Below are 25,087 nucleotides of genomic sequence, written 5' to 3'. Positions count from 1 at the left end.
GCTGGCGATAGCATCACCGCGGTGTACCTGATGCACCGCGGTGATGCGATCGCCAGCAAGCCGGCTCCTACAGGCGATCCATTCACCTCGGTGTGCCTGATGCACTGCGGTGATGCTATCGCCAGCAAGCCGGCTCCTACAGGCGATCCATTCACCTCGGTGTGCCTGATGCACTGCGGTGATGCTATCGCCGGCAAGCCGGCTCCTACAGGTTTTGCATTGCCTTGCGTAAATCCGGATTGGTCCCCTGACCTTCTGCTGAATTGGCTGTTTGATTGCGGTCACTGGCGGACTAACGTTGTTTGCGACAACTAACCCCCCGCAGGTGATGAATCATGAAAGTTTTGCGTTTATTGGCCACCCCGCTTGCCATCCTCGCCCTGAGCGTTTCTGCCTCGGCATTCGCCCACGACCCTTCGGAAAAAGTCACGATTCTGCAAGATGAAGTACTGAAGAACGTCCCGGGCAAAAAGGCGCTGATGATCGAAGTCGACTACAAGCCGGGCCAGTCCTCCATCGCCCACAAGCACGAAGGCACCGCAATGGCGTATGTGATTTCGGGCTCGATCACTTCCCAGGTGAAAGGCGAGCAACCGAAAACCTACAAGGCTGGCGAGTATTGGTATGAAGCCGCCGGTTCGGAGCATCTGGTCTCGAAAAATGCCAGCGCAACCAAGCCGGCCAAACTCCTGGTGTTCATGGTGTTGTCCCCCGACGAGAAAGTGCTGATCCCATTGGAAAACTGATAGCTGGACGTACAGCTATAAATAAACAGGCCCGAATCGAAAGTTCGGGCCTTTTTATTGCCTGACGCAATTAACCGACAACTTTTAAACCAAACAAGACTATTGGTCACCTGACAAGCTCATGAATTGGCTATTTCATTCAGCCGCCACAGGTTTAGTCTGAAGTCACTGCCGACACTGGCAACTTTAACTTCCGACTCAAGTTGTTTCACTGGAGAGACACCCATGAAACTTGCACTTGTCAGCACCTTGTCGTTTGCCGCTGTTTTAACCGGCTGCTCAATTCCCACTGCACCGACGGCAGTTTCTTCACTCGACGGTCTCTTCAGCGCGCCCGTCGGCCGCAGCAGCGCCACCCATGTCGCCAGCGGCGGTCAGGTCTCGCTGGGCATCGTCTACAGCCGCAACACCCAGACCAACCGTGCCTACCTGCAGGACTATCAGGCCAATGCCGGCACCGGTTTCGGCCAGAGCCTGCTGGTGCAACCGATACATGATGCCTATGTCGCCACCTCCAAACCCGATCTGGCGGTGGATTGGGTCAAGGCCTCGCTGCAACGCCAGTTCGGCTCGGTCACGGTGTACCCGGACATGCAAAGCCTCAGGGCGGCGAAACCGGACGTGGTCGCGATAGTCGACACCCGCAGCCAATTGATCACCTCGCGCAGTTCGGATATCAAGGCCGATGTAAGTGCGGATTTTTATGATACCAACTTCAATTACATCGGGACTGCACAAGGGCATGACGCCAAAGCATTGAGCCCGGTGTGGGCGGACTATAAACGCAGCGAAGAGATCGTGGCGGATATTAATGAACAGCAGAATGTGCAAGTTCGGGCATTGCAGAAGTTTGACCAGTCGCTCAGTAATTTATTGACCAGACCGACAGATAAAGTGTCGATGATTGATAACACATCAGTTCAGAAGTTGTATTGATACCAACGCCCCCTTCGCGGGCAAGCCTCGCTCCTACAGGTTTTGTGTCGAACACAGACCTTACAAACGACATAAATCTTGTAGGAGCGAGGCTTGCCCGCGAAGGGGCCCACCCAAACACCACAAAACATTCAGACAAAAAAAAGCCCCGCATCTCTCAATGCGGGGCTTTTTCATTCAGCGACTGATCAGGCCGCCGGTTCCAGCTCGGCACTGGCAGTGACAGCAGCGGCAGGCATCACCGCTTGGCCGCTCAACGCCAGGTCCAGCAACTCACGGTTGGCTACCGCATACATCGCGTAGTCAGTACCGCTCGCTGCACGGATTTCCACCAGCATGGCGCGCCAGCGTTCGATCATGCCTTCGTTCTCTTCCATCCACAGCGCCAGGCGTGTTTCCACATCCTGAGTGCCGCCGCCCTGTTGCAGGACAGAGATGGTGATCGCACGTTGCTGCCAGTCGACGTCATCGCGGAACGCTTCACGGGCCAGGGCCTGCCAGTTGTTTTCAACCGGCAGAGCGCTGATCTGTTGCAGGTACCAGGTGACGTCCAGCGCACTGCCCACGGCGAAGTAAGCTTTCGCCACGTCCGCAGGGTTCTGGCCGGTCACGTCGGAGGCCTCGATGATCGGCAGCAGCGTGTACAGGTGCGAAGTACCAGCCACCATCCGCGCCAGCAACTCCGGCACACCGGCTTCGACGTACGCCTGATAACGGGACTGCCAGTTTTCGTGGATCTCGCCGCTCAGCAGTTCGTCGAGCTTGAGACCCAGCTCCTTCAGGTGCGGACCGAAGTGCGCAACGTCACGGGCAGCGTTCTGCTCGTTGCGGCGGGCACGCAGGAACCAGCGCGTAGCGCGACGGCCCAGACGCATCAGCTCGTCCATCAGCTCCAGTTGCACGTCAGCGGAAACCTGGTAATCCAGGGCTTCGATCTGACGGAACCAGTGCGGGAGATGGAAGATGTCACGCACGATCACATACGCACCGGCCACGTTCGCCGGGCTCATGCCGGTCGACTCTTTGAGTCGCTGAACGAAGGTGATGCCCATGTGGTTTACCAGATCGTTGGCGATCTGGGTGCTGACGATCTCGCGCTTCAGACGGTGACGACGCATGGCCTCGGAGAACTTGCTCACCAGTGTCGGCGGGAAAGCGGTTTCCATGTCGCGGGTCAGGTAGTCGTCGTCCGGTACACGGGAGTCCAGCAACTGCGCCTTGAGGTCGATCTTGCTGTAGGAGATCAGCACCGACAGCTCGGCACGGGTCAGGCCATGGCCTTCCGCGAGGCGTTCGTTGATCGCGTCTTCCGACGGCAGGAACTCGATGGCGCGATCCAGCTTGCCACGGCCTTCCAGATCGTTCATCAGGCGCTTGTATTCGGCAATCCGCACGAAGGCACGGCGGGCCGCCAGGGACAGGGCCTGAGTCTGCTTGTAGTTGTTGCCCAGCACCAGGCTGCCGACTTCGTCGGTCATGCTCGCCAACAACTGGTTACGTTGCTTGTCGGTCATGTCACCGGCGTGAACCACTTCGTTCAGCAGGATCTTGATGTTCACTTCGTGGTCGGAGCAATCCACGCCACCGGCGTTGTCGATGAAGTCGGTGTTGGAACCGCCGCCATTGAGACCGAATTCGACACGACCCAATTGGGTCATACCGAGGTTACCGCCCTCGCCCACGACTTTGCAGCGCAGTTCGTTGCCGTTCACACGCAGTGCATCGTTGGCCTTGTCGCCGACATCGGCGTGGCTTTCGCTGCTGGCTTTGACGTAAGTACCGATACCGCCGTTCCACAACAGGTCTACCGGTGCCTTGAGCAAGGCATTCAGCAGTTCGGTCGGGGTCAGCTTGTCGGCCTGAATGTCGAAGCGCTCTTTCATCTGCGGGGAAATCGCGATGCTTTTCGCGCTGCGCGAGAAGATCCCGCCGCCTTCCGACATGATGCTGGTGTCGTAATCCGACCATGCCGAACGTGGCAGATCGAACAGGCGCTGACGCTCGGCGAAGCTGTTCGCAGGCTCAGGGTTCGGGTCGATGAAGATGTGCAGGTGGTTGAACGCAGCGACCAGTTGCAGCTTGTCGGACATCAACAAACCGTTACCGAACACGTCACCGGCCATGTCGCCGACGCCAACCACGGTGATGCTGTCTTCCTGGACATTGATGCCGCGTTCGCGGAAGTGACGTTGTACGCCAACCCACGCGCCTTTGGCGGTGATGCCCATTTTCTTGTGGTCATAACCGGCGGAACCACCGGAGGCAAACGCGTCACCCAGCCAGAAGCCGTAGTCGATGGCGATGCCGTTGGCGATGTCGGAGAAGGTTGCAGTGCCCTTGTCCGCAGCGACCACCAGGTACGGGTCATCGTCGTCATGACGCACGACGTTGGCCGGCGGTACCAGTGCGCCGTCTTTCAGGTTGTCGGTGATGTCCAACAGGCCCGAAATGAAGATGCGGTAGCAGGCGATGCCCTCGGCCGCGATCTCGTCACGGCTGCCGCCCAATGGCAGGCGACGCGGCAGGAAGCCGCCCTTCGCGCCGACTGGCACGATGACCGAGTTCTTCACTTGCTGGGCTTTTACCAGGCCCAGGACTTCGGTACGGAAGTCTTCTTCACGGTCAGACCAGCGCAGACCGCCACGAGCCACGTTGCCGAAGCGCAGGTGCACGCCTTCGACGCGAGGCGAGTAGACGAAGATTTCGAACTTCGGAACCGGCTTCGGCAGCTCTGGAATCTGGTGCGGGTTGAACTTGAAGCTGAAGTAGGACTTGTTCTGACCGTGTGCATCGGTCTGGTAGAAGTTGGTCCGCAGGGTCGCTTTGATCAGGTCGAGGTAGCGACGCAGGATGCGGTCTTCGTTCAACACCTGGACGTCGTCCAGTGCTGCCAGAATCGCGTGTTCCAGACGTTGCTGCTTGTCTTCCAGATCATCGGTGGCCAGCTTGCGCGCCAGGTAGAAACGGGTCTTGAACAACCGGGTCAACTCGCGAGCGATGTCGGTGTGGTTGTTCAGGGTGCTGGCGATGTAGCCGAGGTCGAAGCCCAGGCGAATCTGCTTCATGTAGCGTGCGTAGGCACGCAGCAGCGCAACATCGCGCCATGGCAGGCCGGCGGTCAGTACCAGACGGTTGAATGCATCGTTCTCGGCATCGCCACGCACGATGTGGACGAAGGCGTCCTGCAAGGTGTCGTTGAGTTGCTGGATGTCGAGTTCCAGGCCTTCGGCGGCGGTGAACGCGAAATCGTGAATCCAGAACTCGCGGCCATTGTTGTGACGCAGGCGATACGGGAACTCACCCAGCACACGCAGGCCGAGGTTTTCCAGAATCGGCAACACGTCGGACAGGGCCAGCGGGGTATCGGCGTGATACAGCTTGCAGTGCAGCTCGCGCTGGCCGGAGACCTGACCCAGTGGCTGATAGAAGCTCATCACCAGTGGATTTTTTTCGTTCAGGCTCAGCAGGTGCTGCATGTCGACCACAGCCGAATGCGCAGCGAAACGCTCGCGGTAACCGGCCGGGAAGCCTTTCGGGAAGTCCGCCAGCACGTTGGTGCCGTGGGCTTCGCCGAAGCTTTCCACCACCAGGCTGGCGTAGTCGTCCTGCCAGCTGCGGCAGGCCTGGATCACTTCGTTTTCCAGTTGCAGCGGGTCGATGTCCAGACGGTTCTTCGGATCGACGCGCAGAATCAGTTGCACGCGGGCCAGTACGGACTCGGAGAAGAAGGTCCAGAACTCGCAGTCCGAGGCTTTCAGGCGATCCATCAGTACTTGCTGGATCTTCTGGCGCACTTCGGTGGAGTAGATGTCACGCGGCACGTAGGCCAGGCAGTAGCAGAAACGGCCGTACGGGTCTTTGCGCAGGAACACGCGAATCTTGTTGCGTTCCTGGATCTGCACGATCGACATCACGGTGCTGAACAACTCGTCGACCGGGGTCTGGAACAGGTCATCACGCGGCAGCACTTCGACCACCTGCGCCAGTTCCTTGCCCAGGTGAGCCTTGGCCTGGAAGCCGGAACGGCGTTCGATCTCTTCGACCTTGCGGCGGATGTACGGAATGACCCGCACGCTCTCGCCATACACCGACGAGGTGTACAGGCCCATGAAGCGGCATTCCTTGATGACCTTGCCGTCGGCGTCGATCTCGCGGATCGACACGTAGTCCGGGTAAGCCGGACGGTGCACACGGCTTGGGTGCGCAGCCTTGGCGAACGACAGCAGGGTCGGTTCGCGCAGGTAGTTCACGGCGTAGTCTTCGATGCGCAGGTCATCGTAGGTCAGGCCGGTGCGCAGCAGTTTGGTCAGGCCGAGGAAGGAATTCTGGTCGTAAACGATGTGGCCGCCATCGGCTTCATCCTGAACCACGAACTCTTCGTAGCCGAGGAAGGTGAAGTGGTTGCCCACCAGCCATTCCAGGAAGCTTTTGATTTCAGCTTTTTCTTCGCCGTCGACCGCAAATTTGCTGTTGTCGAGGCCGGTCAGGATTTCCTGGACCTTGGCTTTCATCGGCTCGAAATCGGCAACCGCGACGCGGACTTCACCGAGAACCTGTTCCAGCTCTTTGCTCAGGACATTCAGTTCTGCGGTGTTCGCGCAACGGTCGATTTCCAGGTACATCAGGGATTCTTGCAGGATCCCTTCGCCCTGGGTGCCTTTAGGCAGGATTTCCAGCAACTCGCCTTTGCTGCCGCGACGCACGCTCAGCACAGTGGTTTGCAGGGTATGAATGCTGTAGCCGCGACGGTTCAGCTCGGTACGCACCGAGTCCACCAGGAAAGGCAGGTCGTGGTGCAGCACTTCGACCGCGGTGTGGGTCGACTGCCAGCCGTGGCGTTCGTAATCAGGGTTGAAGACGCGAACCTGCGGTTGCGCGTGATCGAAGCGCTCAAGCAGGCGCCACGCAGAAAGGGTGCAGCCGGCGAGGTCGGACAGCCGACGCTGGGTCAGCTCGTCAAGGGAAATGATGCCGAAGAATTGTTCAGCGAACAGCGCCACTTGTGGCAGTGCCTGTTCACTGATGTGCTGCGCCAGTGCCGCTTGCAGTTGGTGCTGGAAGTCGGCTTTGCTGGCTGCGGTGAAGAACGCCATCTGTGGTACTCCGCTTGGGCTTGTTATTGATGGAAGCGTCGCGTGCAAAACCCCTTTCGGGGCGATCCGTCACCCGGTTCCTGATTCTCGGGCAGAGGAAACAGGGTGACAGGTGGGTGAAGCTGGACGAGACACTCAGGTCACATTCACCTTCCATGAATGGGCATCTGCAAAAACGACTGGCAGATCGACAGCGCAATGTCTTTACAGGTGCTCATCCGTTGCGCAGCTTAACCAGTGCGGCAAGGCCCGTGCTTGCAGCGCTGCGACATATTCGGTCATCGGCACGCAGCCAACGCCCTGCGCATCGGACAACACTAGCAGCCGTGTAGGAAATTGGGCGTTTTATGCCCGGATTTACAGCACCTTCGTGCCAGAAATGACCAACAGCGCCCCGAATGTTCACGTCACATTCTCTGACAGTCAGCCGAGCAGAAATTCCCGAGGGCTGGCAGAATTGCCTTTTGTTGTGTTCACAACGCTCGCCGAGCCAGGAAATACCCATGAAAATGACCACCGCCCTGTTGATCGTCAACCCGTGTGACGAGGAAGAAGACAACATGGCCATGCTCGCCTGCCACAGCGATCAGGGTGAAATGTTCCTGATGAGCCGCTACCCGGACGAGGACGAGCTGGAGATCACCCTTGATGGCGAACCTTCGACGCTGGACGGCGTGAAAGTGACGCTGAGCCCTACCCGCTTGCTGATCGAAATCGCTGCGGCGGATGCGGATGCGTTGAATGGGGATGATTCGCTGGAGATTACGCACAGCACGAGTGCGAGTGATCTGGCGGAAGTGGAAGAAACGCTGCAGAACATTCTCAAGGGTACCGGTACTTATATCAGCGAGCTTTGATGGTGTTTGAGCGGGCCTATTCGCGGGCAAGCCTCGCTCCTACAGGTTTAGGCCGAGCGCAATATCGCGGCTACCCTGATCCTGTAGGAGCGAGGCTTGCCCGCGAAGGCGTCCGCAAAATCGTCACATTCCCCGAAACAACATCGATAACCCGCCTCCTGCGCACATTTGCACAAAATGCCGTTAGTCGCCGCCCCCCGCGATAGATTAAAGTAACGCCCCCAGCCCTGGCGTTATTCGAACGTCTTCGGTCACCCTTTCCAGGAACAGTCATCGATGGAACATCGTGAAGCGCTGCTCGCGCTGCGAACCTTTCTTTCAACGCAGATTCTCGGCCAGGAAAAACTCATCGAGCGCTTGCTCATCGCCCTGCTTGCCGACGGCCACATGCTGGTCGAGGGCGCTCCCGGCCTGGCCAAGACCAAGGCCATCAAAGAACTCGCCGAAGGCATCGAAGCCCAGTTCCATCGCATCCAGTTCACCCCTGACCTGTTGCCTGCCGACATCACCGGCACGGAAATCTATCGCCCGGAAACCGGCAGTTTCGTGTTCCAGCAAGGCCCGATCTTCCACAACCTGGTATTGGCGGACGAAATCAACCGTGCCCCGGCCAAGGTTCAGTCGGCTTTGCTTGAAGCCATGGGCGAGCGTCAGGTCAGTGTCGGGCGCAGCACCTACGAGCTGTCGCCGCTGTTCCTGGTGATGGCCACGCAAAACCCGATCGAGCAGGAAGGCACTTACCCGCTGCCCGAAGCGCAGCTGGACCGCTTCCTGATGCACGTGAAAATCGGCTTCCCGGACGCCACCGTCGAACGCCGCATTCTGCAACAGGCCCGTGGCGAAGCCCTGAACGGTGAAACCAAACCGGAGCGCCGGGTCAGCCAGCAGGCCATTTTCGCCGCCCGCAAGGAAATCCTCGGTCTGTACATGGCCGACGCCGTGGAGGAATACCTGGTGCAACTGGTCATGGCCACGCGCACACCGGCCAAGTTCGACCCGGAGATGGCCGAGTGGATTGCCTACGGCGCCAGCCCGCGCGGTTCGATTGCCCTCGACCGCTGTGCCCGCGCCCACGCCTGGCTGGCCGGTCGCGACTTCGTCAGCCCGGAAGACATTCAAGCGGTGCTGTTCGACGTCTTGCGTCACCGCATCATTCTGTCCTTTGAAGCCGAAGCCGCTGGCATCGACCAGGACCGGGTGGTCCAGCGGATTCTCGACGTCGTAGCCGTCGCTTGACCCCGATGAACGTCATTCTGCCGCCCGAGCCGGGCATCCGCGTCAGCCTCGCCGAGCTGATCGAGATGCGCCATCGCGTGCGTGAAGTGCAGCTGTTTTCCACGCCGAGCCAGCGCAGCCCGCTGATCGGCCTGCACCACTCCAAACTGCGTGGCCGTGGCGTCGACTTCGATCAGGTGCGGGTCTATCAGGCCGGCGACGACGTGCGCAGCATCGACTGGCGCGTCACCGCCCGAACCCAGGAACCGCACACCAAGCTGTTCCACGAAGAACGCGAGCGGCCGATTTTCATCATGGTCGAACAGAGCCGACGGCTGTTTTTCGGTTCGGGGCTGATGTTCAAATCGGTGCTCGCCGCCCAGGCCGCCAGCCTGATCGGCTGGGCCGCGCTCGGCCATAACGATCGGGTCGGCGGGCTGGTGTTCGGCGATAACGAACACTACGAAATCAAGCCCCGGCGCAGCAAACAAAGCCTGCTGCAATTTCTCAACCGGCTGGTGCGTGTCAATCAATCATTGCACACCGAAAGCGAGCAGAACCGCGATGCCCTCAACCTGGCCTTGCGTCGTGCCCGGGAGGTGCTGCGCCCCGGCAGCCTGGTAATCGTGATTTGCGACGAGCGCGCACTGACTGAGGGCTCCGAGCAGCAACTGAGCCTGCTGTCGCGCCATTGCGACCTGTTGCTGCTGCCACTGTCCGACCCACTGGACCACGCCCTGCCCGCTGCCGGCCTTTTGCGCTTTGCCGAACGCGGCGCGCAACTGGAACTCGACACGCTGAATTTCGACCTGCGCCAGACCTACCGCGCCCAGGCCGAAGCACGCATTGCCCATTGGGAATTGCTCGCGCAAAAACTGCGGGTGTTGTTGATGCCCCTGAGCACCCAGAGCGAGATGGTCGAACAACTGCGCGAGTACCTGAACCCGCAAAAACCGGGGAAATATCGATGAGCAGCCTCGATCAACTGCAACCGCTGATTTCCCCGCCGCCGATTGGCTTTTGGCCACCGGCACCGGGCTGGTGGTTTTTGCTGTTGTTACTGCCGCTGATCGGCTTCGGCCTGTGGAAGGCGCGGCGTTTCCTGCCGAACAAGCGCCCCATCGTGCGCGCCGAACAACCGCTGGACCCGGTGCGCATCGCCGCACTGGCCGAACTGGCGCTGATGCCCAAACCTTACGACGGCGCACCGGCCGGTGCCTGGCTGCAGCAACTCAATGGCTTGCTCAAACGCCTGTGCCGCAACCATTACCCCTACAGCCAGAGCCACACCCTCAACGGGCGCAAATGGCTGGCGTTTCTCGACAACCGTTGCCCGGCCGCCGGGCTGACTCGCTGGATGGTACTGGTCGAAGGCGCCTACAAACCCGAATGCAAACTCGACGACAAGGCCATCGCCGGCCTGACCCAAGCCGTCGACACGTGGATTCGCAAACATGTTTGAGTTCGCCTGGCCGTGGATCTTCGCCCTGCTGCCGCTGCCGTGGTTGATGCGCATCGTGCTGCCGGTGGCCGACAGCGGCGAACCGGCGCTAAAAGTCAGTTTCCTCAGTGACCTCGAAGGCCTGGCCCGACGCCGTGCCCGGGCCAACTTGCCAGCCTGGCGGCAACAAGCGCCGTTCATCCTGCTGTGGCTGTTTTTGCTGATCGCCGCAGCGCGCCCGCAATGGCTCGGCGAACCGTTGCCGATTGCCGCCAGTGGCCGTGATCTGCTGGTGGCGGTGGACGTTTCCGGCTCCATGGATTTCCCTGACATGCAGTGGCAGGACGAGGAAGTCAGCCGCCTTACGCTGGTGCAACATTTGCTCGGTGATTTTCTGGAGCGACGCGAAGGCGACCGTGTCGGCCTGATCCTGTTCGGCAGCAGAGCGTACCTGCAGGCCCCGCTGACTTTTGACCGGCGCACCGTGCGGGTCTGGCTCGATGAAGCGCGCATCGGCATCGCCGGCAAGAACACCGCCATCGGCGACGCCATCGGTCTCGCGCTCAAACGCCTGCGCCTGCGTCCGGCGCAAAGCCGTGTGCTGATTCTGGTCACCGATGGTGCCAACAACGGCGGCGAAATCGACCCGCTGACCGCCGCGCGGCTGGCGGCCAAGGAAGGCGTGAAAATCTACCCGATCGGCATCGGCGCCGATCCCGAGCAAAGCGGCACCGCAGGATTTCTCGGCATCAACCCGAGCCTGGACCTCGACGAGCCTGCGCTGAAAGCCATTGCCGCCGCCACGGGTGGCCAGTATTTCCGCGCTCGCGACGGCAAGGAATTGCAAACGATCAAGGAAACCCTCGACCAACTGGAACCCGTGACCCAGCAACCGACCCAGGCCCGTCCGGCGCAGGCGTTGTATCACTGGCCGTTGGCGATGGCGCTGCTGTTGAGCCTATTGCTGGTGGCGCGCGAACGCTGGCCGGATAACCCGTTGCAACGCCTGTTTACCAAGGATCTGTTCTTGCAAACGCAACTGCCTGACTGGCGTCAGCGACTCAAGCGCCTGCGCCTGCGGAGGCGCCGATGAGTGCGCTGTGGCCTTACTGGTTCCGCCCCTGGTGGCTGCTGCTGTTGCCGCTGCTCGGCTGGTTGCTCTGGCAACTCTGGCATCGACAGAAGCGCGCCGGGCGCTGGCAGATGATTCTGCCGCCGGCCTTTCATTCTGCGCTGCTCAGTGGCGGCAACGGTCGCGACAGCAAATTGCCGTGGGTCGCCCTCGGTGTGGCGTGGCTGCTGACGATTCTGGCGCTGTTGGGGCCGAGCTGGGAGCGCGTCGAGCAAGCCAGCCAGAAACCCGCCGACCCGCTGGTGGTGATCCTTGAGCTGACCCCGGAGATGCTCGCCACCGACGTGACGCCAAACCGACTGGAACAGGCCCGGCGCAAGCTGTTCGACCTGCTGCAAAACCGCAGCGACGCCCAGACCGCCATCGTCGTCTACGCCGGCAGCGCACACACGCTGGTGCCGCTGTCGGATGACCTGTCTACCAGTCGCAATCTGCTTGAGGCGCTCAAGCCGTCGTTGATGCCCCAGACCGGCCATCGCGCCGATCTCGCGGTGACCAAGGCCCTTGCGCTGCTGAATCAGGCCGCGCTGGGTGACGGCCGGATTCTGCTGATCGGTTCGTCCCTGACTGAACTGGAACGCGAAGGCATTCAACAGGCATTGGACGGCAAGTCGACCCGGTTTTTGATGCTCGGCATCGGCACCGCCGAAGGCGCGCCGATCACTCAGGAGGACGGCAGTTTCCTCAAGGATGATCAGGGCGCGATTCTGGTGCCGCACCTCGACGAGCCGAACCTGAAAGCGTTCGTCAACGGCCTCGATGGGCGCTATCGCCACGCGCGCTTGGACGATGCTGACCTGCGCGCCCTCGGCTTGCTCGATGGCCCGCGCAACTTGCGCAATGACGGCCAGACCCTGCGTCTCGATAGCTGGGCCGATCAGGGTTATTGGCTGTTGTTGCCGCTGTTGCTGTTGGCGGCCTGCGCCGGGCGACGCGGCTGGTTGCTCTGCCTGCCGCTGCTGTTCCTGTTGCCGCAGCCGAGCCATGCCTTCGACTTCGAAGACTTGTGGTTGCGCCCTGACCAGCAAGGCCTGCATCTGTTGAAAAAGAAGCGTCCGGCCGAGGCCGCGCAACATTTCGAGGATCGGCAATGGCAAGGCGTGGCGCTCTACGAGGCCGGCGACTACAGTGGCGCCGCCCAGCGGTTCGCCGAAGGCAATGATGCCCACGCCCACTACAATCGTGGCAACGCCCTGGCCAAAGGCGGTGAGTTGGAAGCAGCGCTGGATGCTTACGATCAGGCACTGGAGCGGCAACCGGATCTGCGTCCGGCGCAGACCAACAAGGCCTTGGTGGAAAGCCTGATCAAGCAGAAAAACACACCGGCGCCCGTTGAACCGGACAAAACCGAAGGCGACGAGACCGGGACCCCGCAGGAACCACCGCCGGGCGCAGCCACCCAACAGTCGAACAGTGGCGAACCGAAGTCCGATGCCCAGACCACGGCACCCGATGCAGAACAGTCGGATACGACACCGGCGCGCCCCGGCACCAATGAGGTGCCCGGCAGCGAGTTGGGCGACGAACAAAGCACCACCCCGCCGTTGCGCCCTGCCAGCGATACCATCGATGGCGAACAGCGCCAGGCGCTGGAACAATGGCTGCGCAAGATCCCGGACGACCCGGGCGAATTGCTCAGGCGCAAATTCTGGTACGAACAGCAGCAACATCAGGATCAGGAAAAAACCCGATGACCCGCTTCACCGCTTTCATGCTTGCACTGTTTATCTGGTCCGTTCAGGCCCAGGCTGCGCAACTGGTCGCCAGTGTCGACCGCAGTCGCCTGAACTCCGGCGAAACGGTCGAGCTGACCCTGGAGTCCAACGATGTCACCCAATTCGGCAAGCCTGACCTGACAGCGCTGGAACCGCTGTTTGAAGTGCGCGGCACCCGTCAGGTCAACCAGTTGACGACCCTTAACGGCGGCAACGGCGCCACCACCCGCTGGATTATCACCCTGCTGCCTCGCCAGAACGGCAGCGTGGTGATTCCGTCGCTGCAACTGGGCGATGTGCAGAGCCAGCCGATCACCTTGCAAGTGGTCGAGAGCGAAACCCAGGACAGCACGCAAAAACTGGCCCCGGTATTCATCGAAGCCAGCCTCGATCAAAACAGCGTGTACGTGCAGGCCCAGGCGCTCCTGACCTTGCGCATCTACCATTCCGTGTCGCTGTATGACGACAGCAGCCTGACTCCGCTGCAGATTCCCGATGCGCGCATCGAGCAGTTGGGCGAGTCGCGCACTTACGAAAAAGACATCAACGGCCTGCGCCATGGCGTGATCGAATTGCGCTACGCGATCTACCCGCAACACAGCGGCCAGTTGACCATTCCGGCGCAGGTTTTCAGCGCCACGCTGGTGGACGCGCAGCCGGCCAAGGACGTCGAGTCCCAGGTGCCGAAATCCGGCAAATTGATGCGTGTCAGCTCGGTCGAACTGCCGCTGACCGTCAAGCCGAAACCTGCCACTTACCCGGCTGACGTGCCTTGGCTGCCGGCCCGCAGCCTGACCCTGAGCGAGAGCTGGAATCCGGAACCGGATCACACGCAAGTGGGTGACTCGCTGACTCGCAGCCTGATTTTGGAAGCCGAAGGTTTGGCCAGTTCACAACTGCCGCCATTGCCGGCCACCGATGTCAACGGCTTGCGGCGTTATCCGGATCAGCCGGTGCTGGTCAACCAGAATAGCGAGCGTGGCCTGATCGGCAGCCGCGAAGACCGTGAGGCGCTGGTGCCTGTCCAGCGGGGGAACGTCGAGTTGCCGGCTGTGGATGTGGTCTGGTGGAACACCTTCGAAGATCATCTGGAACACAGCAGCCTGCCGGCGCGGACGCTGCAAGTGGCCAACAACCCGGGCTTGATGGTTGATACCCCGGCCGGCACGCCGCTGGTCATTTCCCCTGCCGACAATGAAGCGCTCTGGTGGTGGAAACTCAGCACCGTCATTCTCGCCTGCACCACCCTGCTGGGTTTCGGCCTCTGGTGGCGTGCCCGCTGGCAACCGGCGATCCTGCGCGCGGCCCAGACCGGCCCGAGCCCGCGTACCGTGCTCGACGACCTCAAGCGCGCCTGTCAGGCCAACGACTCCCACGCCACCCGCCAGGCCCTCGACGCCTGGGCCCGGCAACAACCGGAAACCCTGGCCGACATGGCGGCGCGTTTCGTGCCGCTGTCGGACGCGCTGGATGGTTTGAACGGGGCGCTGTACAGCGAAACCGGCCAGCATTGGCAAGGTGAAGAACTGTGGCGCGCGATCAAGGCAATCCCGATTGCCGAGCGGGTTCAAGACCCGGTCGGCGACAGCGGCCTGCCACCGCTCTACCCGAAGTAACCCCAATCCTGTAGGAGCCGGCTTGCCGGCGAAGCGATCCCGAGTTCCGCGTCGCGCTCAAGGCCGCCTTCGCGGGCAAGCCTCGCTCCTACAAGGCCGGGGGCGGCGCGAATCCCTGTAGGAGCCAGGCTTGCCGGCGAAGAGGCCCTTGAGGTTGTGGTGGCCAGTTCCTGCAGTAGGTTTGGTGTCGCTTTACCCGTAAACTCTCTCCCCTTTCGCCGCTGTCAATTTCCTCGCGGCCATCACCTTATTTCATACGGAGCTCGCCTTGCGTCTGTTTCACACCTCCGACTGGCACCTTGGGCAGAACCTGCACGGCCAGGAACGCGATTTCGAGCACGGCTGTTTCCTCGATTGGCTGCTGCATCAACTGAAACTGGACCAGCCCGATGTGCTGTTGATCGCCGGCGATATCTTCGACACGGTCAATCCACCGGTCAAAGCCCAGGAACGCCTCTACGATTTCATCGTCAGCGCCCACGAACAGCAGCCGAAGCTGACCATCGTGATGATCGCCGGCAATCATGACTCCGGCTCGCGCATCGAATTGCCTGCACCGTTGATGCGCCGTTTGCGCACGCATGCGCTGGGTCGTGTGTTGTGGCTGGATGACGGCCAACTCGACGCCGAGCGCCTGCTGCTGCCGCTGCCGGACGCCAAGGGCAAAACCGTCGCCTGGTGCCTGGCGTTGCCATTTTTGCGACCTGCCGAAGTGACCGGCGCGCACCTGGGCGACAACTACCTGCGCGGGATCGGCCAGGTTCACGAGTGGCTGATCGAAGCCGCCAACGCCAAACGCAAGAAAGGTCAGGCGCTGATTGCCATCAGTCATGCGCACATGGCCGGCGGTTCGGTGTCCGAAGATTCCGAGCGCAGCCTGATCATCGGCAACGCCGAAGCGCTGCCCGCCAGCCTGTTCGGCCCGAGCATCAGCTACGTTGCCCTTGGCCACTTGCACAAACCACAGAAGGTCAACGGTGAAGTACGCATTCGCTACAGCGGCTCGCCGATTCCACTGTCGTTTTCCGAAATCGGTTATCAGCATCAGATTCTCGACGTCCGGCTCGACGGCGAAACCCTGGTCAGCGTCGAACCGAAACTGATTCCCCGCGCCGTCAACCTGCAACGTATCGGCCCGGCGCCTCTGGCCGACATCCTGCTGCAACTGGGCGACCTGCCGAACATCGACTTGCTCGCCGACATTCAGCGTCAGCCGTGGCTGGAAGTGCGGGTGCGCCTCGACGAGCCGCAACCCGACTTGCGCCATCAGGTCGAAACCGCGCTGCAAGGCAAAGCCGTGCGCCTGGTGCGCATCGCCGCTGAGTACGCCGGCAACGGCAGCCGTGATGGCCTCGATGACGGTGCGACCCTGGTTGAACTGGACCAGCTCACGCCTCAGGAATTGTTCAGCCGCGCCTGGCAGGACAACTACGGCAGCGAGGTCGATGAGCAAACGCTGAAGGACTTCGCCGAGCTGTTGCAAGACGTGCAGATGGAGAGCGAGCAGCCATGAAAATTCTCGCGATCCGCCTGAAAAACCTCGCCTCCCTGGCCGGGCCGTTTGAAATCGACTTCACCGCCGAACCATTGGCCAGCGCCGGTTTGTTCGCGATTACCGGGCCGACCGGTGCCGGTAAAAGCACCTTGCTCGATGCCTTGTGCCTGGCGCTGTTCGGCGCCGTGCCTCGGCTGAGCAACGCGCAAGTGTCGGCCAAAGCGCCGGACGCCGACGGCGAAATCAGCACCGGCGACCCGCGCACATTGCTGCGTCGCGGAACGGGCGAAGGCTATGCCGAAGTGGATTTCGTCGGCATCGATGGCCGTCGCTACCGCGCGCGCTGGGAAGCCAATCGCGCCCGGGAAAAGGCCGGCGGCAAGCTGCAACACAGCCGTCAGAGCTTGCGCGACATCGATCTGGATCAACTGCTGGCCAGTCAGAAAGTTGAATTCAAGGTCCAGCTCGAAGCTGTCCTGGGCTTGAACTTCGAACAATTCACCCGTGCCGTGTTGCTGGCCCAGAGCGAATTCAGTGCATTCCTCAAGGCCAACGACAACGAACGCAGCGAACTGCTGGAAAAACTCACCGACACCGCGCTCTACACGCGTCTCGGCCGTCGCGCCTTCGACAAGGCCAAAGAGGCCCGTGAAGCGCACAAGCTGTTGCAGGATCAGGCCACCGGCGTCACGCCGCTGTCACCCGAAGCCCGCGCAGAACTGGATGAACGCTTCAACGAAGCACAGCAGCAATTGAAGACTCAACAGGCGCAACTCAAACAGTTGGAGTTGCAGCACACCTGGCTGAAAGAGCTGCGCCAATTGCAGGACGAGCAGCTCAGCGCCACCGAGCAACTGACCAGCGCCCGGCAGGATTGGGAAAACCTGGCCAGCGACCGCTTGAAGCTGACTCGACTGGAACAACTGGCACCACAACGGCACCAGTTCGCCCGCAAGACCGAACTGACCGCCCAGCTCACGCCGCTGGCCGCGCAGATCCAGCAGCACACCGGGCAAGAACAGGATCTGCAAACCCGTCAGACGCAACTCGAACACAGTCTCAGCGCAGCGCAAACCGCGCTGATCGAGGCACAAAGCCAACACACCTCAAGCGCGCCACTGCTGCGCCAGGCCTTTGAGGCGCAAAGCACCCTCGCCCGCCTGATCAAGGACACCGGCCTCAGCGCCGACCTCAAGCAGCAAGCGGAACGGGCCTGCTCCGAAGGCCAACAGACGATTCAAGGTTTGCTTGAGCAGCAGAATCGGGTTGCCGAGCGTCTGCAACGGATTGCCGCCGAACTTGAGCAAAGCACCCATCTGGCGCCGCTCAGCGATGCCTGGAACGCCTACCGCGACCGCTTGCAACAATTGATGCTGATCGGCAATCGCCTGAACAAGGGGCAGGCGGAACTGGCCTCTCTGGAGCAGAACGCCACCCATGCCGCCGAGGAATTGGCGGCGCAAAAACAGAATCTGGAAGTGCTCTACAAAGAGGCCGGCGCCGAGCCTGATGCGGTGGCCGAACAGATCCAGCTGCTGGGCACTCTGTTGCAGGACAACCGCAAGCAACTGCGCGCCATTGAAGAGCTGACGCGGCTGTGGACTGGCCAGCAGGAACTGGACAAGCGCATCGCCGAATTGCAGCAACGTCAAACCGTTGCCCAGCAGGAGCGCGACCGCCTGACCCAGGACGGGGTGAAAACCAAAAACGAATTGACCGTGGCCGAACAGACCCTGACGGTGACCCGCGAACTGCTGGAACGTCAGCGTCTGGCACGCAGCGCCAGTGTCGAAGAACTTCGCGAGCAATTGCAGGATGATCAGCCCTGCCCGGTCTGCGGCAGCCCGGACCATCCTTATCATCAACCGGAAGCGCTGCTGCAAAGCCTCGGCCGCCATGATGAAAGCGAACAGGCCAACGCGCAAAAAGCGGTGGATTCGCTCAAGGAAAAACTCACCGACCTGCGTACCGAAGTCGGCGGCGTGATTGCGCAACAGAAGGAATTGCTGCAACAGCAGGAGCAACTGCTCGCTCAGCAGCAAAGCCTGGCCCCGAGCCTCGATGCGCACCCGTTATCCGCACAGCTTTTCACCCAGGACAGCGCCAAACGCGATGCCTGGCTGAACCAGCAAAACAGCCAGTTGAACCAAAGCATCACGCAGGACGAACAGCGCCAGACCGCCCTGCTCACCCTGCAGCAGGACGCCACGCGCCTGCAACAGCAACTGCGCAACGCCGAATCCGCGAGTCAGCAGGCGACCCAGCACCTGGCCAACCAGCAACGCGAGTTGAGCAATGACCGTCAGCGCCTGGACGAAGAGCTGATCGCCTTCAGCACCCTGCTCCCGGCCGACACACTGGACGCCTTGCGCAACGAACCGGCTGCGACCTTCATGCAGCTCGACCGGCAGATCGCCCAGCGCCTGGAGCAACTCGACCAGCAACGCGATGAACTGAGCGAACAGCTACAACGCCAGCAGACGCTGGAGAAGGAACAGGATCGTCAACTGACCCGCGTCCAGCAGCTGGAAACAGCTCAGCGCCAGTTCACCACGCTCACCGAGCAGCAACAGGCTTGCCAGCAGCAACTGACGCAACTGCTCGGTTCCCACAGCAGCGCCGAACACTGGCAACAGCAACTGGATCAAGCTGTCGAACAGGCGCGCAATGCCCAGACGACCGTCAGTCAGGAACTGCAATCGGTGCGCACGCGCCTGGTGCAATTGGCAGCGGAACTGAAAGCGCAGCAAGACCGACTGCTTGCCCTTGAAAGCGAAGATCGTGAACTGGGCCTGAAGATTGCCGACTGGCGTGCCTTGCATCCGGAACTGGATGACGGCGGCCTTGAGCAGTTGCTGAGCGTCGACGACCAGCAGGTCAGCGAATTGCGCCAACGGTTGCAGCACAACGAAAAAGCCATCGAACAAGCCAAGGTGTTGTTGCAGGAACGCGATAAGCGTCTGGCCAGTCATCAGGCGCAGCACAACGGCAACCTCGATACCGCGCAACTGGCCACCGCCCTGACCGAGCTGCAAAACCAGTTTGCCGCCAGCGAGCACCGTTGCGCCGAACTGCGCGCCGAACAGGCCGAGGACCAGCGCCGGCAGAACGCCAATCAGGCCCTGGCGCAACAGATCGCCGACGCTTACAGCGAGTATCAGCGCTGGGCGCGCTTGAATGCCTTGATCGGCTCCGCGACCGGCGACACCTTCCGCAAGATCGCCCAGGCCTACAACCTCGACCTGCTGGTGCATCACGCCAACGTGCAGTTGCGGCAACTGGTGCGGCGCTATCGCCTCAAACGCGGCGGCAGCATGCTGGGCTTGCTGGTGATGGACACCGAGATGGGCGACGAGCTGCGTTCGGTGCATTCGTTGTCGGGTGGCGAGACGTTCCTGGTGTCGCTGGCCCTGGCGTTGGGTCTGGCTTCGATGGCGTCGAGCACGCTGAAAATCGAATCGCTGTTCATCGACGAAGGCTTCGGCAGCCTCGACCCCGAATCCCTGCAACTGGCGATGGACGCCCTCGATGGCTTGCAGGCTCAGGGCCGCAAGGTCGCGGTGATTTCCCACGTCCAGGAAATGCACGAACGGATCCCGGTGCAGATCCAGGTCCACCGTCAGGGCAACGGCCTGAGTTCCCTGGAGGTGAAATGACCACGCTGTACTCCTTCCGCCGCTGCCCCTACGCCATGCGGGCGCGGATGGCCCTGCGTTACTCGGACGTTGCCGTGAACATCGTCGAGGTCAGCCTGAAGGCCAAGCCTGCCGAGATGCTCGCGCTGTCGAGCAAAGGCACGGTGCCGGTGTTGAGCGTCGACGGCCAGGTCATCGATGAGAGCCTGGCGATCATGCACTGGGCATTGGCGCAGAACGATCCGCAGGATTGGTTGCTCAAGGATGATCCTGCGGGGCAAGCGCAGATCGCCGCGTTGATCGAAGAGAACGATCAGGTGTTCAAGGTGCATCTGAATCGCTACAAGTACGCAGAACGTTATCCCGAGCAGCCAATGGCGTTTTATCGCAGCGAGGGTGAGGTGTTCTTGCGCAGGCTGGAGGCGTTGTTGGAGGGCCGCGATTACTTGCTGGCGGCGCATCCGAGCCTGGCGGATGTGGCGTTGATGCCGTTCGTACGGCAGTTCGCCCATGTCGATCGCGAGTGGTTCGGGCAGACGCCTTACGTGCGATTGCAGGCGTGGCTACAGCGATTCCTGGAGTCGGACCTGTTCACATCAATCATGAAGAAATAACCGCCCCCCGTGTAGGAGCGAGGCTTGCCCGCGAAGGGGTCATCAAGACCGCCAAAAGCTTCGCGGGCAAGCCTCGCTCCTACAGGGGGTGGTGGCGTATCAGGCGAATACTTCGCACATCTGCAGCACCGAGCAATCGACCTGGAACGGTCCGAAGAAATCGCCTTGGCGTTTGATCGGTGGATTACCGGCCAGCAGGCCCATGGCCTTTTCGGTTTCGATGCTGCGAGCGAGGTTGTGATTGGCTTCGATAGCGCGAGCCACGGAACCTGCCGAGGCTTGTCCGATGCCCAACAGTGATGAGCCATTGGTCATGAACGCCAGGAAGGCGATGACCCAGAGTTTGCCCCCTTTCATGCCCCTGTCACTCCCGCCACGTCTGCTTGATCGATCACGGCGTTTTGTGCGCGGTGCTCGAACTGAATGGCGGGATAAGCGACCTGAATCGGTGCGTCGATTTCGTGTTGCGATTGCGCGGTAATGCTGACAACCAACACCAGCGCCACGTAAAGACCGATGGCCAGGTAGGCGCCGTGTTTGGCAGAAGTGAGGATTGCGCTGGCCATGGTGTTCTCCGTGGGCATGTTTCAGTGCCCACAGAATCGATCAAAAAAGCTGTGATAACCACTCAGGGTTATCCATAGTCACCATCAGCTTCGTTGATCATTAAGCCAGTCTATTTCAGCCTTCGATAAAACTCATCATGCGCTCTCGGGCAGCGTCAGGCTCGCCTGGAACGGGCGTTGCGGCAGATAAAATGGGGGTTGAATAGAGGAACAGGAGTACCACGGCCAGACGCATCGCCATGCTGTCGATCCTTTTTATAGTAGAAGGAGTCAATAAATCAGCGTCAAATTTAAACTCATGGCCATGTGATATCAAGCGCAGCATTAATAGCAATCTGATGCTGTCGTAAACGCGTTATGCAGGAGCGACATCACTCAGGCTTTCTCGAAGCTTTTCAGCTTGATCCGCGCAAGTGACTTCGCTCCTGCATAAAGGGTGCAGGGCTTGGCTTTCAGGCTTGGGTTTTGTGATCCAGGGCTGCGTAGAAGTTGGCGCTCTGTTGCAGGTATTTCTGGGTGTAGCTCTGGGCGTGGGATTTTTTGTCGCTGATTTCAACGTTGGCGCTGGCTGGCAGAGCAACGGTGGCAGAGATAGCGGATGCAGCGATGACAGAGAAGAGATTGAAGTTCATGGCGGTATTCCTCGGATTCAGTTGGCTTGCTTGCCCGGTGGGGCCGTGAAGCAAACTTAACTGCCTAGGCTGACGCCTTGAAATCTTTTGTAGCAGTAGCAGATATCAGCGTCATTAATAGAAGGATGCAGGCCCCATCAACCGGGGCCTGCGGCCTATTGACGCACCAGGAATTTCAGATCGCTCGGGGCATCCATCGGCAGTTTCTGCACGGTTTTACCCAGCAGGCCGCTCTTGGCATCGCGTTCGAGGACGACAATCTGGTTGCTCTTCTGATTGGCGATCAGCACGAACCGGCCACTCGGATCGAGGCTGAACTCGCGGGGGTGATCCCCTTCCACCGAACGGCGTTGCAGCTCTTTGAGGTGGCCGGTCGCCGGGTCAATGGCAAACACCAGCAACTGATTGGCGGTGCCACGGTTGCTGACATAGAGGAATTTGCCATCCTTTGATGCATGCAACGCTGCGGCGGCTTTGTCCGACGTCGGTTGCCCGGCCGCCAGATCGACCATTTGCGTTCGCTCAAGCGTGCCGTCGCGGTAATCGAACACCGCGACCTGCGCGCTCATTTCCATGGTCAACCACGCGTGTTTGCCATCGGCACTGAACAGCAAATGCCGCGGTCCGCTGCCGGGCGGCAGCTGGACCGACGCGGGTGTGGCTGCGATCAACGGCAAGTCCGGGTTGGCCTTCGGATCGAAGCGATAGACAAAGATCTTGTCCGCGCCCAAATCATTGGAGAACACAAACTTGCCATCCGGCGAGGACACCGTCGAATGCACATGCGCCGACATCTGCCGCTCGGGATTGACCCGGCTGGACGGATGACTGCTCATTTGCACCACGGGTTTGAGCGTGCCATCGGCGCCCACCGGCAACACCGCCAGCGTGCCGCCCGGGTCTTCAGCCACTGAATAATTGCTGACGAACAGGTGGCTGGCATCACCACTGAGGCTCGAATGGGTCGGCTCGTTGCCCAGGCTCTGGACCTGATTGATCAGGCGCAGCGCATGGGTTTTGGCGTCGATCGCATAACTGCTGACGCGCCCAACCGGGTCTTTTTGTCCCGGGCCGTTTTCGTTGACCACGAACAGGTGACGCTGATCGTTGGACAGGGTCAACCAGGACGGGTTTTCGCTGTTGACCACTTGCAACGGCTTGGCGTCGAGCTGCCCGGTGGCGCTGTCGAAATTCAGGCGATAAATGCCCTGGCTTTGCCCTGCGGTGTAGGAACCCACGAGCAATTGATAGTCGTCGGCGGATGCGGCGTGAACACCCATTGCGCCGATGCTGCCGGCGATCAACAACGGCCAGAGGTTACGCATCCTCTTGTTCGTCGTCTTCGTTGTCGCCGCTGATGACGTCGCCGAGGCAGACCAGGCGGTGTTCGCCGCCGTCGTCCTTGATCAGCCAGCTCTGCAAAGTCGAATCGAAGGTTGCCGCTTGAACCTGAGCGGGGGTGAATTCCCAGTGTTTGGCCGCTCGACCGTCCATGCATTCGATGTGCAGATTGTCGTCGACATCAAGGGCGAATTCGAAGGCATGCAAGCCGTCGATTTCCACCATTCCGCAGTGTTCGAGGGCGTTGAGCAAGGTGTCGGTTGAGGCAGTCATGGCAGTCAATCTTTGAAGGGGAAAGACGCAATGATAGCGCAATGTGGGAGCAGCCTCGTGCCGGACACCACCCCCTCTAACGACACAGAAAAAAATGTGGGAGCGAGCCTGCTCGCGAATGCGGAGTGTCAGTCGACATAATCCTTGACTGTCACACCGCAATCGCGAGCAGGCTCGCTCCCACAGGGATTTATGTTCAGCCGTTAGAGCGCATCACGCGAAGGCTGTCCATCCACCAGCCGCTGAATACGCAGCGGGTTGCCGTTCTTCAACGCATCCGGCAGCAGGCTGTCGGGGTAGTTCTGGAAGCACACTGGCCGCAGGAAGCGGTCAATCGCCAGCGTGCCCACCGAGGTGCCACGCGCATCGGACGTCGCCGGGTACGGCCCGCCATGGACCATCGAATCGCAGACTTCCACACCGGTCGGATAGCCGTTGAGCAGGATTCGCCCGACCTTCTGCTCCAGCAACGCCGTCAGCTCGCCGAACTGCTCGAAGTCTGCCGGTTCGCCAATGATCGTTGCCGTGAGTTGTCCGTGCAGGCCATTTAAAGCAGCGCTGAGTTGCGCCTGATCCGCCACCTCGACAAACACCGTGGTCGGGCCGAAGACCTCTTCCTGCAGCACTTCATCGCCGTCGAGCAACAGACTGACATCGGCCTTGAACAACTGCGGTTGCGCCTGATTGCCTTGCTGCGGATTACCCGCCAGGTGCGTCACGCCCGGGTGCGCGAGGAGTTTTTGCAGGCCTTGGCCATAACTGCTCAACGTCCCGGCATTGAGCATGGTTTGCGCAGGCTGATCGTTGATCAACCCCGCCACCTGCTGCACAAACGCACTGAACTGCGCCGAGCGAATGCCGATCACCAGACCGGGGTTGGTGCAGAACTGGCCACAGCCTTGCACCACCGAAGCGGTCAGGTCACGGGCCACGCTTTCAGCACGAACGGACAGGGCCTGGGGCAAGACGATCACTGGGTTGATGCTCGACATCTCGGCAAACACCGGGATCGGTTGTGCACGTGCAGCGGCCATGTCGCACAACGCCCGTCCACCCTTGAGCGAACCGGTGAAACCGACTGCCTGAATCGCCGGGTGCTTGACCAGCGCTTCGCCGACCCCGCCACCGTAGATCATGTTGAACACGCCGACCGGCATGCCGGTTTTTTCCGCGGCGCGCAGGATTGCATCTGCCACTTGCTCGGCCGTGGCCATGTGACCGCTGTGCGCCTTGAACACCACCGGGCAACCGGCGGCCAGGGCGGAAGCGGTGTCGCCGCCGGCGGTGGAAAACGCCAACGGGAAATTGCTGGCGCCAAACACCGCAACCGGACCGAGGCCGATGCGGTACTGACGCAGGTCGGGACGCGGCAACGGCTTGCGCTCCGGCTGCGCCAGATCGATGCGTGCGCCATAGAAATCACCACGCCGCAGCACCTTGGCGAACAGGCGCATCTGGCCGCTGGTGCGACCGCGCTCGCCTTGAATGCGGGCGGCAGGCAGCGCGGTTTCGCGGCAGACCACGGCGACAAACTCATCGCCCAACGCATCCAGCTCATCGGCAATGGCATCGAGGAATTGCGCGCGGCGCTCGGCGCTCAGGCTGCGATAAGCGGGGTACGCGGCAGCGGCAGCCTTGGCGGCGGCATCGACTTCTTCCGGCGTGGCCTGATAGAAATCGTGAGGTAACGCCTCACCGGTGCTGGCGTCGACGCTCTGGAGTTTGACGCTACCGCAGGCACTGCGCTGGCCGCCAATATAGTTGTGACCAAGAATCATGG

20 protein-coding genes and 1 pseudogene are annotated in these 25,087 nt (G+C 60.9%); 13 read left to right on the top strand and 8 right to left on the bottom strand.

Going from position 1 to position 25,087, the window contains the following annotated elements; translation table 11 throughout:
* The 3 genes and pseudogenes from IB245_RS29165 to IB245_RS28410 form a co-directional block, all read left to right on the top strand.
* Nucleotides 1–315, top strand: a pseudogene (locus IB245_RS29165) (hypothetical protein); the annotation flags it as partial.
* Between the two features lie 20 nt (nucleotides 316–335).
* Nucleotides 336–746 carry a cupin domain-containing protein gene (locus IB245_RS28415; protein WP_192496305.1) on the top strand — a complete coding sequence of 137 codons (411 nt, stop codon included), beginning with the start codon at nucleotides 336–338 and terminating at the stop codon, nucleotides 744–746.
* A 225-nt stretch (nucleotides 747–971) separates the two neighbouring features.
* Nucleotides 972–1,682 (top strand): ATPase, encoded by a 711-nt coding sequence (locus tag IB245_RS28410; protein WP_192496304.1) that lies wholly within the window; start codon nucleotides 972–974, stop codon nucleotides 1,680–1,682.
* 188 nt (nucleotides 1,683–1,870) lie between these two features.
* Here the strand turns inward: IB245_RS28410 and IB245_RS28405 are convergent, their stop codons facing one another.
* Nucleotides 1,871–6,775 carry an NAD-glutamate dehydrogenase gene (locus IB245_RS28405; RefSeq protein ID WP_192496303.1) on the bottom strand — a complete coding sequence of 1,635 codons (4,905 nt, stop codon included), beginning with the start codon at nucleotides 6,773–6,775 and terminating at the stop codon, nucleotides 1,871–1,873.
* 503 nt (nucleotides 6,776–7,278) lie between these two features.
* Here IB245_RS28405 and IB245_RS28400 point away from each other — a divergent pair.
* The 10 genes from IB245_RS28400 to IB245_RS28355 all read left to right on the top strand — a co-directional run bounded on the left by IB245_RS28400 (nucleotide 7,279) and on the right by IB245_RS28355 (nucleotide 20,495).
* The gene (locus tag IB245_RS28400; RefSeq protein ID WP_192496302.1) at nucleotides 7,279–7,632 is read left to right on the top strand and encodes a hypothetical protein; all 354 of its coding nucleotides are present in this window, start codon (nucleotides 7,279–7,281) and stop codon (nucleotides 7,630–7,632) included.
* Between the two features lie 276 nt (nucleotides 7,633–7,908).
* The gene (locus tag IB245_RS28395; protein WP_008030123.1) at nucleotides 7,909–8,868 is read left to right on the top strand and encodes an AAA family ATPase; all 960 of its coding nucleotides are present in this window, start codon (nucleotides 7,909–7,911) and stop codon (nucleotides 8,866–8,868) included.
* A gap of 5 nt (nucleotides 8,869–8,873) precedes the next feature.
* The gene (locus IB245_RS28390) at nucleotides 8,874–9,818 is read left to right on the top strand and encodes a DUF58 domain-containing protein (protein WP_008042897.1); all 945 of its coding nucleotides are present in this window, start codon (nucleotides 8,874–8,876) and stop codon (nucleotides 9,816–9,818) included.
* Nucleotides 9,815–10,309 (top strand): DUF4381 domain-containing protein, encoded by a 495-nt coding sequence (locus tag IB245_RS28385; RefSeq protein ID WP_008030120.1) that lies wholly within the window; start codon nucleotides 9,815–9,817, stop codon nucleotides 10,307–10,309. The genes IB245_RS28390 and IB245_RS28385 overlap by 4 nt, the downstream gene beginning before the upstream one ends.
* Nucleotides 10,302–11,381 (top strand): vWA domain-containing protein, encoded by a 1,080-nt coding sequence (locus IB245_RS28380; RefSeq protein ID WP_192496301.1) that lies wholly within the window; start codon nucleotides 10,302–10,304, stop codon nucleotides 11,379–11,381. Before IB245_RS28385 ends, IB245_RS28380 begins: the two co-directional genes overlap by 8 nt.
* On the top strand, nucleotides 11,378–13,114 hold the full coding sequence (locus IB245_RS28375) for a VWA domain-containing protein (RefSeq protein WP_192496300.1): 1,737 nt from the start codon (nucleotides 11,378–11,380) through the stop codon (nucleotides 13,112–13,114). Before IB245_RS28380 ends, IB245_RS28375 begins: the two co-directional genes overlap by 4 nt.
* The gene (locus IB245_RS28370) at nucleotides 13,111–14,751 is read left to right on the top strand and encodes a BatD family protein (RefSeq protein ID WP_192496299.1); all 1,641 of its coding nucleotides are present in this window, start codon (nucleotides 13,111–13,113) and stop codon (nucleotides 14,749–14,751) included. Before IB245_RS28375 ends, IB245_RS28370 begins: the two co-directional genes overlap by 4 nt.
* Nucleotides 14,752–15,019: 268 nt before the next feature.
* On the top strand, nucleotides 15,020–16,264 hold the full coding sequence (locus tag IB245_RS28365) for an exonuclease SbcCD subunit D C-terminal domain-containing protein (RefSeq protein ID WP_192496298.1): 1,245 nt from the start codon (nucleotides 15,020–15,022) through the stop codon (nucleotides 16,262–16,264).
* A complete protein-coding gene (locus IB245_RS28360) occupies nucleotides 16,261–19,902 on the top strand; it encodes an SbcC/MukB-like Walker B domain-containing protein (RefSeq protein ID WP_192496297.1) in 3,642 nt (1,213 codons plus the stop codon). The genes IB245_RS28365 and IB245_RS28360 overlap by 4 nt, the downstream gene beginning before the upstream one ends.
* On the top strand, nucleotides 19,899–20,495 hold the full coding sequence (locus tag IB245_RS28355; protein WP_192496296.1) for a glutathione S-transferase: 597 nt from the start codon (nucleotides 19,899–19,901) through the stop codon (nucleotides 20,493–20,495). The genes IB245_RS28360 and IB245_RS28355 overlap by 4 nt, the downstream gene beginning before the upstream one ends.
* Nucleotides 20,496–20,594: 99 nt before the next feature.
* Here IB245_RS28355 and IB245_RS28350 read toward each other — a convergent pair whose 3' ends face one another.
* The 7 genes from IB245_RS28350 to IB245_RS28325 form a co-directional block, all read right to left on the bottom strand.
* Complete coding sequence (locus tag IB245_RS28350; protein ID WP_008030107.1) at nucleotides 20,595–20,852, bottom strand: hypothetical protein; 258 nt, start codon at nucleotides 20,850–20,852, stop codon at nucleotides 20,595–20,597.
* Nucleotides 20,849–21,061, bottom strand: coding sequence for a hypothetical protein (locus IB245_RS28345; RefSeq protein WP_192496295.1), 213 nt, complete (start codon nucleotides 21,059–21,061; stop codon nucleotides 20,849–20,851). Before IB245_RS28345 ends, IB245_RS28350 begins: the two co-directional genes overlap by 4 nt.
* A gap of 115 nt (nucleotides 21,062–21,176) precedes the next feature.
* Entirely contained in the window at nucleotides 21,177–21,302 is a 126-nt protein-coding gene (locus IB245_RS29220) for a hypothetical protein (protein ID WP_008030104.1), read from the bottom strand.
* A 211-nt stretch (nucleotides 21,303–21,513) separates the two neighbouring features.
* Entirely contained in the window at nucleotides 21,514–21,693 is a 180-nt protein-coding gene (locus IB245_RS28340; RefSeq protein WP_008030101.1) for a hypothetical protein, read from the bottom strand.
* A 155-nt stretch (nucleotides 21,694–21,848) separates the two neighbouring features.
* Nucleotides 21,849–23,018: a lactonase family protein gene (locus IB245_RS28335; RefSeq protein ID WP_192496294.1), complete on the bottom strand. Its 1,170-nt coding sequence runs from the start codon at nucleotides 23,016–23,018 to the stop codon at nucleotides 21,849–21,851.
* Entirely contained in the window at nucleotides 23,011–23,307 is a 297-nt protein-coding gene (locus tag IB245_RS28330; RefSeq protein ID WP_192496293.1) for a DUF5629 family protein, read from the bottom strand. Before IB245_RS28330 ends, IB245_RS28335 begins: the two co-directional genes overlap by 8 nt.
* A gap of 203 nt (nucleotides 23,308–23,510) precedes the next feature.
* Nucleotides 23,511–25,085 (bottom strand): aldehyde dehydrogenase (NADP(+)), encoded by a 1,575-nt coding sequence (locus tag IB245_RS28325; RefSeq protein WP_192496292.1) that lies wholly within the window; start codon nucleotides 25,083–25,085, stop codon nucleotides 23,511–23,513.
* Between the last annotated feature and the right edge of the window lie 2 nt (nucleotides 25,086–25,087).

The organism is Pseudomonas sp. PDM02 (assembly GCF_014852285.1).
In the GTDB taxonomy this organism is placed as follows: Bacteria; Pseudomonadota; Gammaproteobacteria; order Pseudomonadales; family Pseudomonadaceae; genus Aquipseudomonas; species Aquipseudomonas migulae.
The sequence above is the reverse complement of the archived record's forward strand: the minus strand, read 5'-3'. Positions and strand labels throughout refer to the sequence as shown.

Bases quoted from the DNA above. Each gene is read 5' to 3' on its own strand.
- IB245_RS28385 (WP_008030120.1), top strand. From the start codon at position 9,815: ATGAGCAGCCTCGATCAACTGCAACCGCTGATTTCCCCGCCGCCGATT.
- IB245_RS28410 (WP_192496304.1), top strand. From the start codon at position 972: ATGAAACTTGCACTTGTCAGCACCTTGTCGTTTGCCGCTGTTTTAACC.
- IB245_RS28375 (WP_192496300.1), top strand. From the start codon at position 11,378: ATGAGTGCGCTGTGGCCTTACTGGTTCCGCCCCTGGTGGCTGCTGCTG.
- IB245_RS29220 (WP_008030104.1), bottom strand. From the start codon at position 21,302: ATGGCGATGCGTCTGGCCGTGGTACTCCTGTTCCTCTATTCAACCCCC.
- IB245_RS28340 (WP_008030101.1), bottom strand. From the start codon at position 21,693: ATGAACTTCAATCTCTTCTCTGTCATCGCTGCATCCGCTATCTCTGCC.
- IB245_RS28395 (WP_008030123.1), top strand. From the start codon at position 7,909: ATGGAACATCGTGAAGCGCTGCTCGCGCTGCGAACCTTTCTTTCAACG.
- IB245_RS28355 (WP_192496296.1), top strand. From the start codon at position 19,899: ATGACCACGCTGTACTCCTTCCGCCGCTGCCCCTACGCCATGCGGGCG.
- IB245_RS28330 (WP_192496293.1), bottom strand. From the start codon at position 23,307: ATGACTGCCTCAACCGACACCTTGCTCAACGCCCTCGAACACTGCGGA.
- IB245_RS28405 (WP_192496303.1), bottom strand. From the start codon at position 6,775: ATGGCGTTCTTCACCGCAGCCAGCAAAGCCGACTTCCAGCACCAACTG.
- IB245_RS28335 (WP_192496294.1), bottom strand. From the start codon at position 23,018: ATGCGTAACCTCTGGCCGTTGTTGATCGCCGGCAGCATCGGCGCAATG.
- IB245_RS28360 (WP_192496297.1), top strand. From the start codon at position 16,261: ATGAAAATTCTCGCGATCCGCCTGAAAAACCTCGCCTCCCTGGCCGGG.
- IB245_RS28350 (WP_008030107.1), bottom strand. From the start codon at position 20,852: ATGAAAGGGGGCAAACTCTGGGTCATCGCCTTCCTGGCGTTCATGACC.
- IB245_RS28380 (WP_192496301.1), top strand. From the start codon at position 10,302: ATGTTTGAGTTCGCCTGGCCGTGGATCTTCGCCCTGCTGCCGCTGCCG.
- IB245_RS28370 (WP_192496299.1), top strand. From the start codon at position 13,111: ATGACCCGCTTCACCGCTTTCATGCTTGCACTGTTTATCTGGTCCGTT.
- IB245_RS28415 (WP_192496305.1), top strand. From the start codon at position 336: ATGAAAGTTTTGCGTTTATTGGCCACCCCGCTTGCCATCCTCGCCCTG.
- IB245_RS28345 (WP_192496295.1), bottom strand. From the start codon at position 21,061: ATGGCCAGCGCAATCCTCACTTCTGCCAAACACGGCGCCTACCTGGCC.
- IB245_RS28400 (WP_192496302.1), top strand. From the start codon at position 7,279: ATGAAAATGACCACCGCCCTGTTGATCGTCAACCCGTGTGACGAGGAA.
- IB245_RS28325 (WP_192496292.1), bottom strand. From the start codon at position 25,085: ATGATTCTTGGTCACAACTATATTGGCGGCCAGCGCAGTGCCTGCGGT.
- IB245_RS28390 (WP_008042897.1), top strand. From the start codon at position 8,874: ATGAACGTCATTCTGCCGCCCGAGCCGGGCATCCGCGTCAGCCTCGCC.